The following is a 14,113-nucleotide window of genomic DNA, read 5'->3' as shown; positions in this document are numbered from 1 at the left end:
CCGGCTGCGTTTTTGTTAATACGGGAACAGCGGGTGTTGGGTTAACAGTTGATAACTGAGGGTCGTGCAATTTTGAAAAATGCCGAAATTATATATCCTGGCTGGCTGCAATGGGGCCGGTAAAACAACCGCCAGTTTAACTTTGTTACCTGAAATGTTTCGATGCAAAGAATTTGTGAATGCTGATGTCATTGCTACCAGCATATGTCCTGATAACCCTGAAAGTGTTGCGGTACAAGCTGGAAGAATAATGTTAATAAAGATTAATGAGCTAATACTGGAGAAAGTAGACTTCGCATTTGAAACCACCCTGGCTACAAGAAGTTACGTTTCCTTAATTACAACAGCTTTTTAAAACAAAGTAACCACCATGAGCAATAAAGAAAAAGAATTAATGGAACTTTCCGCTAAAGTGATGCAAGGCATGAAAAAGGCAATGCGTAAGCTCGTTGAATCCAGCGCAGCGGAAAACAAAAAATTGGTTGTGGGAGATAAAAATGGCAATCCAATAGAAGTTCCCGCAAAAGACCTGTTAAAAACACTCAAATAACCCCTTCTCCCCCAGCCTTTTTCTCTCCCCCAAATATATTTTTCTTAATATAAATTATTTAACATATATTTACATTAACATCGCCACTTTCAGTGTATGGTGTGATCTGCAGCGATAGCGATATCCTTAAACACCACATTTTTGTACCTATGAACTTCCATATTCATCATCCTGCGGATGCATTGCGTCCATTTGTAAAACAATATTATTACTGGGAAGATGATACCCGTGGCATTATTCAATTGCCACAAAACCTGTTTGCCCTGGGCGATCAGTACATGGTATTCATCCTTGAGGGGAAGGCAGAAGTGAAACCGGTGAATCACAAGGCATTTACCCTGCCAGCCGGCTCGGTATTAGGGCACCTCACCTGCGCCTGCCAGTTACAGGTACAGGGACCGGTAAAAGCAGCAGTTGTACAGCTGAATGCTTACGGATGCTACCGGCTTTTAGGAATGGATGCAGCTAACTTTACTAATTACTATCGTAACCTTACAACCTCACAACCTGTATGGCAGGAGCTGATAGCCGCTCTCCAGCCGGAAAAGGACCTGCAACGAATAGAATCCTTGCTGGACAATGCCTGTTTACATGCGCTTTCAGAACAGCCCGGCAATCTTCACGAGGTAGATGATATGGCAGACTACCTGTTAATCAGGCAGGGAAATGTGAGTATAGAAGAACTGACAACCCGCTATGGGCTTTCCCGCCCTACCCTGGAGAGGCTGTTCAGCAAAATAGTAGGTATTCCGCCCCAGTTGTATGCCCGGATGATCCGTTATAAAACAGCCCTGAGCGCCCTGCGCCAGCTGAACTTACCGGAATGGCAAACGCCTGTTGCGGCCACTCCATGGTATAACCAGGCCATGTTTATTAAAGATTATTTACTTTTTAATCACGAAGCGCCTTCTTATTTTGCAGGTGCAACAGGAACTATTGCGCATATGCCAGTGAACAACCTGCAGCAGGTAGCCGTAGCCAGTTAAAAAATGGATACTGTGTATGGTTACTCCCGGGCTATAGTACAGTATGGATACTCCCGGTTTCGCCCGTATTTCGCCCATATCTGCGCCGTATTTCAGACATATATGCCTTGTATCTATATAAATACGGCGTATATATTTTTTATATACCGGTATCGTTATTTTATTTTCCGGGCCAATTTGCACACTACCCGGTGTAATCACGCGAGGTATAACCCTGTGCTATATACGAAGAGATGCAATAACATACTTTTTCTTTAATTTACCGGTCCTAACAGGCATCACTATGCAATATTCTGCCGCCCACTGGCGTGAACAACTGAAACTGCAATCCCATGTTGAAGGCGGCGCATTCCGCGAAACCTACCGCTCTCAATGGGTACTTGATATGGCTACACTTCCGGCCGGGATGAGTGGTAACCGCAATGCTTCCACCTGCATTTATTTTTTGTTGGAAGAAGGGGAATTTTCCGCATTCCATCGCATTGCAGCGGATGAGATCTGGCATTTTTATGATGGCAATACATTAACGATCTACGAAATAGCCCCCGGCGGGGAACTGCTGGTACATAAGCTGGGACGCGATATCCAAAACAATGAAAGTTTGCAGGTGATCATTACAGCGGGCAATTGGTTTGCTTCCCGCGTAGAAGTGCCCGGAGGCTATACATTGGCCGGCTGCACCGTTGCGCCGGGGTTCGATTTCGCGGATTTTGAACTGGCTGAAAAAGCGCCACTGCAGGCAGCATATCCGGAACACGCCACGCTTATTGATAGTCTTACGAGATAACGGTAACGCCTATCCGCTATAAGCCTCCCTGTTTTTTTATTACATTTACAGGTATGAAGAAGATCCTTTACCTCGTTGTATTTATATTATTTACGCTCCTGGTATTCTGGCTGGGCAAACGCTTTGGCAGCACTAATGTGAGCCAGCAGGTAATTTCCAACAGTACTATTGTAAAGGAAATTGCAGAACTGGCCAGCCTGAATGTGCAGGGAAGCGCCAGTATCAAAAGAAGTAATATTGAAAACAGCGGCGACTGGACCGACAACCTGAAGAAAACATTCCTCGAAAACACCATATGGGTAACCATTCCCTACCAGGCCAAATACGGGGTAAATATCGACGATAAATCATTTAAAGTACAAATGACTGATAAGAAGATAATTATCAGCTTACCGGCCCCCCGCCTGCTCAGTTATGAACTGAAAATGGATAAAATGGAAACGTCCAACCGTAAGGGCTGGCTGCTGTTCCAGGATGATGAAACCTATACGGATGTACAGAAAAAACTCTACCAGACCTCCCGCGCCCAGCTGGAAAGCAATCCTACTTATATACAGCAGTCAAAAGAGAAAATAAAGAAGGTAATGGAGCAGTATTATGCCCCATTCCTGAAAGATCATACCCTGGAGATCCGATACGAAGGAGAAACCAGTACGCCGGCGTTAAACTAACGCTACGCAGCCTCCTGTGCAATATATTTCACCAGGCTCCTTTTAGCCACCGGCAACAGCGTTTCATTGACAGGCACCACCAAAGGCGTTTCCACACAATATACAGCAGGGTTAGGTAAACTGTTGCGTTCCCGGATCAGCATGCTCTTGATATGACTGATCGTATGTACCAGGTCCTTTTTATAGGCCTGAAGATATTGCGTATGAATGCCCCGGTACTTTTCATCGTGCCTTTCAAAAATGGTGAGCCGGTAGGTATAAACCAACGTTTGTTTTCCCCGGCCATCGCACAGCAGCAGGTACCCTTCCGTAGTTTCCAGTGGCACCAGTCCTACCGGGAAAATATTGAGATGCTCTGCCACATACTCATAAATTTCTGTTCCCCCTTTGATAGTGTTGTCTAGCTGAGGCAGGGAATACTGGATAATAGATTCCAGTTCCTCCATCAGCTCGTCATCCGCGATCAGTTGTTCATACAGTAGTTCCAGTTTTTGGATGTTCACTGCCGTTAGTCTTTTTGGAAACTGTTGCTGTAAAAACTGTTTGTTATCCCGGAATGCTATCAGGTTGTTGTAATGAAAGATAATGTCTGACAACTGCGGGTACAGCTTGCTCTGTGTGAAGTGTTGATTGATGTCCTGTAAATAAGCTAATAGTGTGTACTTTTTCAACTCAAAGTCTACATAACCATCTGCAAACCATGTTTCACTTAACGCTCCCATATGAATTTAATTTAATGGATCATAGACTGAATTTACGAAAAAAAAACCGTAAAAAGGAGGGTTTTCGGGCTGCTGAGCACTATTTTAAATAATATTTCCGCACCAGTCAAACAGGTCACTACAAAGGATCTACCTATGTCAAACGGTAGTAAAAAACCGGGTAAATACAAAAATATTTTAACGCTAACTTTTTTATTAGCGTAATTTTCATAACTTCAGTATATTATTTTTCATTTTTTTAATTTCAGTTATCATGAACATTTACGTAGCCAACCTGCACTATAGGTTGAACGATGAGGATCTCCATCAGATTTTCAGCGATTTTGGAGAGGTTACCTCCGCTAAGGTTATCAAAGACCACGAAACAGGCCGCTCACGTGGTTTTGGCTTTGTGGAAATGCCTAATCAAGAAGAAGGAGCAAAGGCTATGGATAGTTTGAACGGCAGCGAAATCGAAGGTAAGCAATTGATGGTAAACGAAGCTAGACCTAAACAACCGAATAATAATTTCAAAGGTGGCGGTGGTAATAACCGTGGCGGCGGAGGATATGGTTCCCGCGACCGTCGTTATTAATAAAATCCCCTTTATTCGGCACTAAGGAACTAAGGAGACGCTTTTATCGGGCGTCTCTTTTTTTGTTTTCAGGAAGATAAAAATGCAGCAGAGAGCTTTCCCTGCTGCATTCCTGTTTAAAGACGCTTATATTAAATTCCTCTTTTCGCATCGAAATTTTCCAGCTCCTGTGCCACGGCGCTCAGGAAAGTAGAGCCCAGGGAACCATCTACAATCCGGTGATCGTACGACATGGAGAGGTACATCATATGCCTGATACCAATGGTATCTCCTTCTTCCGTTTCAATTACAACCGGCCGTTTTTTGATGGCGCCTACCGCCAGGATGGCTACCTGCGGCTGGTTAATGATAGGCGTTCCCATCAGGCTGCCGAAGGTGCCCACATTGGTGAGGGTAAAAGTACCGCTTTGAGTATCTTCCGGTTTCAGCTTATTCTGACGGGCAGAGTTAGCCATATAGTTAACCTGTTTAGTTAAACCGGTGAGGTTCAGCATATCTGCGTTCTTGATCACCGGAACAATCAGGTTACCGCTGGGCAAAGCCGTAGCCATTCCTATATTGATATCTTTCTTGATGATGATCTTGTCTCCGTCGAGCGAGCAGTTGATCAGCGGGAAACGCTTGATACACTTAATGATAGCCTCGATAAACAATGGTGTAAAGGTCAGTTTTTCACCTTCACGTTTTTCGAAATCGGCCTTTACACGATCCCGCCATTTTACCATGTTGGTAACATCTGCTTCAGCAAAACTGGTCACATGCGGACTGGTTTGTTTGCTCATCACCATGTGATTGGCAATCAGTTTACGCATGCGGTCCATTTCAATGATCTCCACATTACCATTGTAGGTGGGCGAAGCCACGGTGGTGGTTACCACCGGTTGGCGGGTGGTGGCTGCTGCGGTAGATGTTGCCGGTTCCGGTGTTACATCCGGAATCACTTTTCCTTCGCGGCGGTCGGCCACAAACTGGAGGATATCTCTTTTGGTTACGCGGCCATCATTGCCGGAACCGGGGATCTTTTCCAGGTCGGAAAAACTGATGCCTTCCTGTTGTGCAATAGTGAGTACCAGCGGGGAATAAAATTTGGCGCCACCACCGGAAACGGGCGCTTCAGCAGCAGGAGTATAGGCTGGTGCTGTAGTAAATTTTGGTTCAGTGGATACAGGTGCTGCGGGCGCAACAGGTGCGGAAGCCACAGCAGCATCGGCATTGGTATTAATGCGGGCAATGACGGTACCAACCGGTACTACATCATTTTCACTGAAGAGGATCTCAGTGATCTCTCCTTCAGCAGTAGAAGGAACTTCGCTATCAACTTTGTCGGTGGCAATTTCAAGCATAGTTTCGTCTACTTTTACGTGATCTCCCGCCTTTTTATGCCAACGCAAAATGGTGGCTTCCATGATGCTCTCCCCCATTTTTGGCATTACCAATTCTACAATGGCCATAAGATTGAATTTTGCTTTAGTGCGGAACAAAAATAAGGGAATTGTACCAATTCAAAATACGCGAATATCCCTATTCCAGAATGAGTTTCCGCAGCTCATTCATGGCATAAACAGCTGTCATTTGTGTATTCCGTTCCCGGTCGTAACGCAGCTGGTATTTAACAGTGACGGTTTTTGCTGCACTGGCCACTGCCATCCAAACGGTGCCCACAGGCTTCTCCGGCGTACCGCCGTCTGGCCCCATAATGCCTGATACAGCAATCACATAATCGGTTTGCAGCAGTGTTAAGGCGCCCGCAGCCATTTCACGGACCGTAGCTTCACTTACGGCGCCATGTGCCTGCAGTGTTTCAGGTTTCACTCCTAACATCTTCACCTTCATTTCATTGGCATACGTTACCGCACTGCCTTTAAAATAAACGGAACTGCCAGGAACTGCTGTGATCCAGCTGGAAATCAGTCCGCCGGTGCAACTTTCTGCTGTGCCCATGGTTTTGCCTTTTTCCTTTAACAGGGTTCCCAGCACTTCTCCCATTGAAATATCCTGGTCGGTTACGGTGATATCTTCCAGCAGCGCCTTCAGCTGGTGGAATAAAATACTCACTTCTGCCGCTACCGACAATTTATCTTTTCCCTGCCCGGTCAGGCGCAGTTTCAGCAGGCTGTAACTGGGCAGGTACGCCAGTTTGATATGAGGGGGCAGCTTTGCTTCGAAAGCTACCAGTCTTTCAGCAATGAAAGATTCACCCATACCGGAAGTAACCAGTGTTTGGTGTACTACTGCCGGGGTTTTGAAATGTGCTTCAAGTTTTGGCAGCACATAATTCTCCATAATGCCCTTCATTTCATGTGGCACTCCGGGCATGGATACATATATTTTACCTTCTTTCTCAAACCACATCCCAGGCGCTGTACCCCTCTTGTTTTCAATGACAGTGGCCGCTTCCGGCACCAGGCTTTGATCTATATTCCTTTGCAGCATAGGCAATCCCCTGCTTTCAAAAATATGCAGCACATTATCCAGCGCTTCCTGGTTTTGTACCAGCCTGGTATTGAAATATTCACACAGCGTGGGCTTGGTAATATCATCAGCGGTTGGCCCCAGCCCCCCTGTGATCAGTACAATATCCGATACCGCCGATTCCTTTGTGAGTGCATCAAGGATATCTTCCCGGATATCGCCGATGGCTACACGCCGGTGTACCCAGATTCCCATTGCATTCAGCTGCTGCGCCATCCAGGCGGAATTGGTATCAATCGTTTGTCCTATCAGCAGTTCATCTCCAATGGTGATAATGCTGGTGGTGATCTTATCCATACGCGTTGTTTATACTGCTATTCAAAAAACGGTGCCAGTCTTTTCTCCAGGTCTGCCGGTAAACCGGCTTTCTGTTTTGTTTTCACATCAATGAATACCAGTGTGGTCACCCCAACATTCAGCAATTCATTCTTTTCGTTATACAACTCGCTGTGAAACTGTATCTTAGAACTTTTTGGCAACTCTTTCAGTATAGTCTTCACCGTTATCAGGTCGTCGTAAAAGGCAGGCCGCAGGTATTTTACATTCAGTTCTGCCACCGGCATAATTACACCCTGTTCTTCCAGTTCCCGGTAGCTGAATCCCAGCTCCCGTACGGCTTCTGCCCTGCCTACTTCATAATACAGCCCGTAATTGCCATAATACAGGTATCCCATCTGATCTGTTTCCCCATAACGTACCCTGATCGTTGTTGTACTGATAAACATGGTTCCTCCCTATTTTATCCTTAACGTTTACTTGAAAATTTTATTTGCCCAAAGCTCCGTCCAGTGAAAACTTCCCGGGACCTGTAAAAAGCAGTGTTACAAATGCCGCCAGGAACAGGATGGGCATTTCTTTTTCTGATACCGGGTCTTTTCCGTGTATCATGAAAATAATCACGCTCATACAGATGACCAATGGTACAGAAGCCAGCCTGGTCAATAGTCCCATGATCAGCAACACTGCGCAGAACACTTCTGCAAAAACTACCATTCCCAAAGAAATTTTATGTCCCACTCCCAGCGGATCCGGAAAAGAATTCATTTTGGCAGTAAAATTGATCAGCTTGGGCCAGCCATGCAGGAGGATCAGACCACCGGATACCACCCGGAGCACCAGCATGGAAAAGCTTACGGCGCCATTTGTATAGCCGGCGGAGAACAGTTTTCTCATAGTAGGTAAGGTTTTTGTGCTTTTTAATTATTTTCCGCAAGATAAATGAATAGCATTTGCCTTGCTCCCGGAGTTATCCACATTGTTAGAAACGCGATCGGAACGGAAAAGATATAACTTTTATATTTGCCTGATACTCCAGGTCCGTTTCGCATCATTAATGTCAGAGGCACGCAGGCACCAGAGAAACGGACTACCAGGGTCAGGCCACGGCAGAGTACTTCCCCGGCTGGAAAATAATTCCTCCCGGGATTCGTTTTAAACGCATATTCAAGAAATAACAGCTATAGCATGCAATTCATAAGAAAAGTTTTTGTTCCCGGACATCTGTATATATCGCTCCTTGCCTTCACCGGCGCAGGTTTGATAGGGCTGCCCGCCGCACACGCACAGCAAACACGCACCTACACAGATCCGGAAAAAGTATTCAAGGACGCCCAGCAGTATTTCCAGCAGGAAAAATATGCAGTGTCCATGCAGCTTTTCAGGCAAACCATTGATAACATCGACTACTTCCACGAAACCAACCGCGATCTCGTTAAAACGGATGCGTACTATTACTACACTATCTGTGCACTTAAACTACAACAGGACAACGCGGAAAAACAGGCGCTGGAATTCCTCAAACTGGCCAATAACAATGCCCGTGAGGAACTGGTAAGCTATCAGCTGGCAAAATATTATTTCCGTCAGAATAAACTCAAAGAGGCTATTCCCCTCTATGAAAAAGCCAATATAGAAAACCTTTCCAATGCAGAAATTGCGGAAGCGAAGTTTGAACTTGCCTACTGCTATTTTAATTTAAAAGATTTTAACAAAGCACAGCCCCTGTTTGCATCCATCAAAGAGATGCCAGGCAAATACAGCATCCCCGCCAATTACTACTACGGTTTTATCAGCTACTACAATCACCAGTACGGGGAAGCGCTCAACAGCTTCCAGAAAGTAGTGAATGAACCGAAATACAGCAACGTGGTGCCTTATTACATCGCTGAAATTTATTACTTCCAGGGGAAAACAGATCAGCTGATCGCCTATACAGAGCCTCTGCTGAAACAAGGCGGTCAATATTACGAAGCAGAACTGAAACAACTGCTTGGTAAAGCCTACTTCGAAAAGAAGAACTATCCCAAAGCATTGCCTTACCTCCAGGATTTCCAGGATAATGCGGATGAAGTAAGAAATGAAGATATCTACCAGTTATCTTACGCTTATTATCAAACCAATAACCTGTCTAAAGCAATTGCAGGATTTAAACAGCTCAGCAGCTCTAAAGATTCACTGGGGCAAAACTCTATGTACCTGCTGGGCGACTGCTACCTGCGCACCGGCCAGAAAGCCAATGCACGCAACGCTTTCGCCTTTTGCGCCAATAACAGCTCCAATGCACAGCAACAGGAAATTTCCCGCTTCAACTACGGTAAACTGTCGTATGAACTGGGCTATCCCGATGCTGCCCTCAGCGAGCTTACACAATTTGTGAAAACATACCCGCAATCTGCCTACAACAAAGAAGCCAGGGAAATACTCGTTAATCTTTTCATGAACAGCAATAACTACAAAGACGGTTTAGCGACCATCGAATCGATTCCCGATAAAAACCCAACGGTATTGAAAGCCTACCAGAAAGTAGCCTATGGCCGGGCCACCCAGCTGATCAACGACCAGCAACTGGCTGAAGCCGACCGCCTGCTGGATGTAGCCATCAACAACCCATATGATCCCCAGATCAAACAACTGGCCCATTTCTGGAAAGCGGAAATCGCATTGCGCCAGAATAAAACAAACGTGGCGGTTACTAACCTTAACGCCTATCTGAACAATACCGCACCTGTATCCGGCGAAGCCAACGCACAAACTGCCAGCTATAACCTGGGATACAGCCTGCTGAAACAGGACAAATATTCCGAAGCGCTGCCTTACTTTGAAACAGCCCAGCGCACCAGCGGCCCGAATGCAGAACGTATTGCCACCGATGCCGCCCTGCGCAGCGCAGACTGTTACTACATGCTCCGCCAGTTCCCCAAGGCATTGGCGCTGTACGACCGCGTTATCAGTAACAACGCTCCCGGCGCCGATTACGCCACTTACCAGAAAGCAGTGATCCTGGGCTTACAGGGTAAGCAAAGTGAGAAACTGGCACTGCTCAAACAACTGGGTAATAAATTCCCATCGTCCGGCTTTACGAACGAAACAGATATTGAGATAGCGAATACTTATCTCTCGGAAGAAAAATATACAGAAGCTATTCCCTTCCTGGAAAATGTACTGCAAAAACAACCCAATGGCCCGAATGCGCCACGCGCACTCCTTAAACTGGGTTTGAGCTACTACAATAAGGATAACGACAGCAAAGCGCTGGCCTATTACCGCCAGGTAGTGGAAAAATTCCCTAACTCCCCGGAATCCAACGAAGCGCTGCAAAGCATGAAGTCGATTTACGTAAGCCAGGGTAAAACAGATGATTATCTCGCTTTCCTGAAAGCCAGTGGCAGAACAGTGACCGCCTCCGCGGAAGACTCTCTCGCTTATGCCGCTGCGGAATCCAGGTTCACCAGCAACGACTGCGCAGGCGCTACCGCCGGCTTCAACAGCTATATCCAGAAATATCCGAACGGCCAGTTTATCCTGCCGGCATATTTTTATAAGGCTGAATGCGCCTATAACAGTAAAGACTATACGAGCGCTCTGCCGGCATACGAATTTGTATTATCCCGCAACAACAGCTTATACGCGGAAAGATCTGCCTTACAGGCGGCGAACATCAGCTTCTACCAGGTAAAGAATTATGATAAGGCCAGGGGCTATTACCTGCAGCTGCAGGACCTCGCTACCAGCAAGGAAAACAGTCTTACCGCCACCAGGGGCCTGCTTCGCAGCAACTACCAGCTGAAACACTGGGATGAGGTATCCAATTATTCGGAAATGTTGCTGGCCGCTGCCAATATCAGTACAGACGACCAGATCATTGCCCATTTTTACCGTGGTAAAGCATTGCAACAGGCAAAAGACTATACCGCTGCGATGTCTGAATTCAAAACAGTTGCTAACATGACCAAATCTGAAACAGGAGCCGAAGCCCGCTACAATATTGCGGACTGCTACCTGCAACAGAATGAACTGGATGCCGCCGAAAAAGCCGGTTTTGATGTGATTAAAAATACGCCGTCTTACGAATACTGGGTGGCGAAATCATATATCCTGCTGGGAGATGTATATGCCCGTCAGCAGGATTATTTCAATGCCAAAGCTACTTACCAGAGCATCGTTACCAACAGCTCAATTCCTGAGCTGAAACAGGAAGCGAAAGACAAGCTGGCCAAAGTAGAAGCAGAAGAAAAAGCCGCCGGCAAAAAACCGAAGAAATAATCACCCGGATTCCGGAACCTGACATTTAAGCGCAACAAAGCATGAACATTCAAGCAATATATAACAAACGAACTTTTATCATATCAGCACTGGGCCTGACCGGGATGCTGTTTTCACAGAATGCCGCCGCACAGGAAGCATTGAAACAGGAAACGATTGATATCATTTCCACCAATCAGCCCAAGCTGCGGGATGCCTATAAACTCAATCTCACTGCATCTTTGCCGGGGATCGACACTACCAGGCCTTCCATGAAATACGAGATTCCGGCGCTGAACCTGAACTTTATGTACCAGGCCATGCCCTTAAAACCACTGGCGCTGGGGAAAGATTCATTGTCGTACCTCCAGAACAATTTCGTAAAACTTGGGTACGGCAATTATAAAACGCCTTATGTACAGGCCGGCTTCGGCAGCGGGCGACAGGATATGTACAACTACGGCCTGTATGTAAATTATACCGGCTCCAAAGGCAAGGAAATTCCCGACCAGGACTACAGCAACCTGAACGTACTGGCATCCGGCACTTACCTGTTGCCAAAATTCCGGTTCGACGGAAGCATTGGGTACGACCGCAATACCGTTCACTATTATGGCTATGGCCACGATACCGCGAGTTATAAAAAGAAGGATATAGAGCAGACCTTTAACCAGCTGACCGCCTCTGTTGGTATGCAGAACAGACCGCAAAACGACTGGGCGTTCACCTTTCAGCCAAAGGTGAAGTTTATTCTTTTCAATGATTCCTACAAGCGTACAGAAAATACCTTCCAGCTCAATGTGCCCATACGTAAACAGGTATTTGAGGATATCTTTATAAAAGTAGAAGGTGTATTTGATCTTTCTACCTATAAACAGGATAATAACCGCGCTATCAATAATAACATCGCCTCCATTCACCCGGCTGTGGATATCATAAAGCCTGGATTTGTATTGCATGCCGGTGTAAACCCCACCTGGAGCAATGGTGAATTTTACCTGCTGCCGGATATCGTGAATGAATCACACCTGATCCGTAAAAAACTGATCCTGAGCAGCGGATGGATTTCTTACTTCGAAAAGAACACCTACCGTAACCTCGCCAATAAAAATCCATTCCTCAACGGCTTGCCGGGAGAAATGCTGAATACCCGTGTAGAAGAAAAATACACCGGTATCAAAGGTACACTGGGCAGCCACTTTAACTACAACACCAAGTTCGCGTCCGTTACCTGGTATAATATGCCGCTGTTTGTAAATGATAGCGCCGACACCAAAAAATTCACCACCCGTAACGAAGCCCAGCTGCGTGCATTCCAGCTGCATGGTGAGGTAGGATATATTGAAGAAGAAAAATTCCAGGCGCGCGTGAGCTTCGACTGGTACAACTACAACAAACAGGAAACAGAAGTGCAACCATGGCACCTGCCTGCTTTCCAGGGCGATTTGTTTGCACAATACACCATCGCAAAAAAATTACACCTGAACGCCGACCTCTTTGCATTAAGCGGCAGTTACTACCTGCTTCCCAACAAAGACTTTGGTAAAACCAAAAGCGCATGGGATATGAACGCAGGTGCATCTTACGACATAGGCAAGAATTTCGGCCTCTGGGTAAATGCAAACAACCTGTTCAATACACATTACCAACGGTATTACCTCTACCCTACTTATGGGTTTAATATTGTGGGTGGTGTGATGATTAAGTTTTAACGCGGATTTTGTCTGACTCAGGATTATGATGATTACGATGATTAACAGGATATTTTTTTAAAAATTTTAAATACGCTAAATTTAAAATCAGGAAAAAAATTAATCAGCGAAATCATCATAATCCTGAGTCAGACAAAATTCGCAGCATTCACTAAAAACTTCTCTACTTGATACTTCAGCAATATATCCAGGAAGTGTTGTTCAAACAGCGGGTTTGTGTGGTACCACAGCTGGGAACGTTTTCTGTGCAGCATTTTCCCGCGCATTATAACGACCACATACAAACGCTTACGGCGCCGCGTGAACAGGTAATGTTTACCCAGCAATGGCAGGACGATGGTTCCTGTGTGGAATGGATAGCGCTTAAAGAAAACCTGGTACCAGCCGTAGCGCAGCGGAAGCTGGAAAAATACCTGGAGGAACTGAAGGCTGACCTTCAATCCGGGAAACCGGTGGTATTGCCGGGCATAGGGCAACTCCAGGGCGATTTCACCGGTAACATTCACTTCCATGCGGAAGAGCTGCCCGTAGAAAAGGAAACGCTCGATATCAGGCCTATTGAGCGGACAACCGATCAACGCAGTACAAATACAACACCGGCTTTTGTTCCTCCGCCTGCCCCTGAAGCGCTGGAACCCATTATGACGGAAGAAGTGGAAGATACGCTGGAAGCCGTAACAGAAGAAAGCGGTTTCAAATGGTGGTGGGCGGCTATTCCCATTGCTGCTATTGTGATAGGATTGGCGGCCTGGTGGTATTTATCCGGCATATCCAAAGCTGTGCGTGAGTCTGAAACACTTCCCGATAACAATGCTGCTGCCCAACAACAATTGGCCGCTGCCGCCGCGGACTCCCTGCAAAAGGTACTGGCCGATTCTACTGCGAAGGCTGCCATTACTCCGATCACCTATTATGCGGTAGTGGAAAGGTATAAAGACAGCAGCGCTGCCGCAAAAATGCAGAGAAAGCAGGCAGCCTGGGGAAAAACGCTGGTGCTCTATAAACGCGACAGTATGTTCAGAACGGCGGTGGAACTGCATTCACTGGCAGCAGATACCCTCACCCAGCGGGACAGTGTAAGGAAAATATTTGGCAGTAAAGTATTTCTTGAATTTTAG

Annotated in this window: 14 protein-coding genes; 9 read left to right on the top strand and 5 right to left on the bottom strand. The window is 46.1% G+C overall.

The features are described from left to right. The first annotated feature begins 79 nt into the window (after positions 1-79). The 5 genes from ABIE50_RS11120 (at position 80) to ABIE50_RS11100 (ending at position 2,994) form a co-directional block, all read left to right on the top strand. Complete coding sequence (locus ABIE50_RS11120) at positions 80-355, top strand: ATPase (RefSeq protein ID WP_209863479.1); 276 nt, start codon at positions 80-82, stop codon at positions 353-355. 15 nt (positions 356-370) lie between these two features. After that, the gene (locus ABIE50_RS11115; protein ID WP_209863481.1) at positions 371-550 is read left to right on the top strand and encodes a DUF8506 family protein; all 180 of its coding nucleotides are present in this window, start codon (positions 371-373) and stop codon (positions 548-550) included. Between the two features lie 149 nt (positions 551-699). After that, positions 700-1,536, top strand: a complete 837-nt coding sequence (locus tag ABIE50_RS11110) for a DUF6597 domain-containing transcriptional factor (protein WP_209863483.1) — start codon at positions 700-702, stop codon at positions 1,534-1,536. 283 nt (positions 1,537-1,819) lie between these two features. Continuing rightward, positions 1,820-2,323 carry a cupin domain-containing protein gene (locus tag ABIE50_RS11105; protein WP_209863485.1) on the top strand — a complete coding sequence of 168 codons (504 nt, stop codon included), beginning with the start codon at positions 1,820-1,822 and terminating at the stop codon, positions 2,321-2,323. 53 nt (positions 2,324-2,376) lie between these two features. Further along, the gene (locus tag ABIE50_RS11100; protein WP_209863487.1) at positions 2,377-2,994 is read left to right on the top strand and encodes a DUF4230 domain-containing protein; all 618 of its coding nucleotides are present in this window, start codon (positions 2,377-2,379) and stop codon (positions 2,992-2,994) included. Between the two features lie 2 nt (positions 2,995-2,996). Here the strand turns inward: ABIE50_RS11100 and ABIE50_RS11095 are convergent, their stop codons facing one another. Then, positions 2,997-3,716: a hypothetical protein gene (locus tag ABIE50_RS11095; RefSeq protein WP_209863490.1), complete on the bottom strand. Its 720-nt coding sequence runs from the start codon at positions 3,714-3,716 to the stop codon at positions 2,997-2,999. A gap of 253 nt (positions 3,717-3,969) precedes the next feature. On the opposite strand from ABIE50_RS11095, the gene rbp reads away from it, so the two are divergent. After that, a complete protein-coding gene (gene rbp / locus ABIE50_RS11090) occupies positions 3,970-4,290 on the top strand; it encodes an RNA-binding regulator (RefSeq protein WP_079468754.1) in 321 nt (106 codons plus the stop codon). A gap of 131 nt (positions 4,291-4,421) precedes the next feature. Here rbp and ABIE50_RS11085 read toward each other — a convergent pair whose 3' ends face one another. From ABIE50_RS11085 to ABIE50_RS11070, 4 genes are all read right to left on the bottom strand, one after another. Next, positions 4,422-5,741 carry a dihydrolipoamide acetyltransferase family protein gene (locus ABIE50_RS11085; RefSeq protein WP_209863493.1) on the bottom strand — a complete coding sequence of 440 codons (1,320 nt, stop codon included), beginning with the start codon at positions 5,739-5,741 and terminating at the stop codon, positions 4,422-4,424. Positions 5,742-5,811: 70 nt separating this feature from the next. Continuing rightward, complete coding sequence (locus ABIE50_RS11080; RefSeq protein WP_209863496.1) at positions 5,812-7,059, bottom strand: competence/damage-inducible protein A; 1,248 nt, start codon at positions 7,057-7,059, stop codon at positions 5,812-5,814. A 17-nt stretch (positions 7,060-7,076) separates the two neighbouring features. Beyond that, positions 7,077-7,487 carry an acyl-CoA thioesterase gene (locus ABIE50_RS11075; protein WP_209863499.1) on the bottom strand — a complete coding sequence of 137 codons (411 nt, stop codon included), beginning with the start codon at positions 7,485-7,487 and terminating at the stop codon, positions 7,077-7,079. A 40-nt stretch (positions 7,488-7,527) separates the two neighbouring features. Further along, positions 7,528-7,935, bottom strand: a complete 408-nt coding sequence (locus ABIE50_RS11070; protein ID WP_142683177.1) for a DoxX family protein — start codon at positions 7,933-7,935, stop codon at positions 7,528-7,530. Between the two features lie 291 nt (positions 7,936-8,226). Between ABIE50_RS11070 and ABIE50_RS11065 the strand changes: the two genes are divergently transcribed. The 3 genes from ABIE50_RS11065 to ABIE50_RS11055 all read left to right on the top strand — a co-directional run bounded on the left by ABIE50_RS11065 (position 8,227) and on the right by ABIE50_RS11055 (position 14,113). Next, positions 8,227-11,304 (top strand): tetratricopeptide repeat protein, encoded by a 3,078-nt coding sequence (locus ABIE50_RS11065; protein ID WP_209863501.1) that lies wholly within the window; start codon positions 8,227-8,229, stop codon positions 11,302-11,304. A 41-nt stretch (positions 11,305-11,345) separates the two neighbouring features. After that, on the top strand, positions 11,346-12,995 hold the full coding sequence (locus ABIE50_RS11060) for a TonB-dependent receptor (RefSeq protein ID WP_209863504.1): 1,650 nt from the start codon (positions 11,346-11,348) through the stop codon (positions 12,993-12,995). Between the two features lie 167 nt (positions 12,996-13,162). Continuing rightward, positions 13,163-14,113: an HU domain-containing protein gene (locus ABIE50_RS11055; protein ID WP_209863507.1), complete on the top strand. Its 951-nt coding sequence runs from the start codon at positions 13,163-13,165 to the stop codon at positions 14,111-14,113.

The organism is Chitinophaga sp. OAE865, from assembly GCF_040546735.1.
Taxonomy (GTDB): Bacteria; Bacteroidota; Bacteroidia; order Chitinophagales; family Chitinophagaceae; genus Chitinophaga; species Chitinophaga polysaccharea_A.
This window is presented reverse-complemented; position numbering and strand designations above follow the sequence as displayed.

What these genes read in the sequence shown, in the direction of transcription:
- ABIE50_RS11120 (WP_209863479.1), top strand. Translation starts at nt 80, where the DNA reads ATGCCGAAATTATATATCCTGGCTGGCTGCAATGGGGCCGGTAAAACA.
- ABIE50_RS11115 (WP_209863481.1), top strand. Translation starts at nt 371, where the DNA reads ATGAGCAATAAAGAAAAAGAATTAATGGAACTTTCCGCTAAAGTGATG.
- ABIE50_RS11110 (WP_209863483.1), top strand. Translation starts at nt 700, where the DNA reads ATGAACTTCCATATTCATCATCCTGCGGATGCATTGCGTCCATTTGTA.
- ABIE50_RS11105 (WP_209863485.1), top strand. Translation starts at nt 1,820, where the DNA reads ATGCAATATTCTGCCGCCCACTGGCGTGAACAACTGAAACTGCAATCC.
- ABIE50_RS11100 (WP_209863487.1), top strand. Translation starts at nt 2,377, where the DNA reads ATGAAGAAGATCCTTTACCTCGTTGTATTTATATTATTTACGCTCCTG.
- ABIE50_RS11095 (WP_209863490.1), bottom strand. Translation starts at nt 3,716, where the DNA reads ATGGGAGCGTTAAGTGAAACATGGTTTGCAGATGGTTATGTAGACTTT.
- rbp (WP_079468754.1), top strand. Translation starts at nt 3,970, where the DNA reads ATGAACATTTACGTAGCCAACCTGCACTATAGGTTGAACGATGAGGAT.
- ABIE50_RS11085 (WP_209863493.1), bottom strand. Translation starts at nt 5,741, where the DNA reads ATGGCCATTGTAGAATTGGTAATGCCAAAAATGGGGGAGAGCATCATG.
- ABIE50_RS11080 (WP_209863496.1), bottom strand. Translation starts at nt 7,059, where the DNA reads ATGGATAAGATCACCACCAGCATTATCACCATTGGAGATGAACTGCTG.
- ABIE50_RS11075 (WP_209863499.1), bottom strand. Translation starts at nt 7,487, where the DNA reads ATGTTTATCAGTACAACAACGATCAGGGTACGTTATGGGGAAACAGAT.
- ABIE50_RS11070 (WP_142683177.1), bottom strand. Translation starts at nt 7,935, where the DNA reads ATGAGAAAACTGTTCTCCGCCGGCTATACAAATGGCGCCGTAAGCTTT.
- ABIE50_RS11065 (WP_209863501.1), top strand. Translation starts at nt 8,227, where the DNA reads ATGCAATTCATAAGAAAAGTTTTTGTTCCCGGACATCTGTATATATCG.
- ABIE50_RS11060 (WP_209863504.1), top strand. Translation starts at nt 11,346, where the DNA reads ATGAACATTCAAGCAATATATAACAAACGAACTTTTATCATATCAGCA.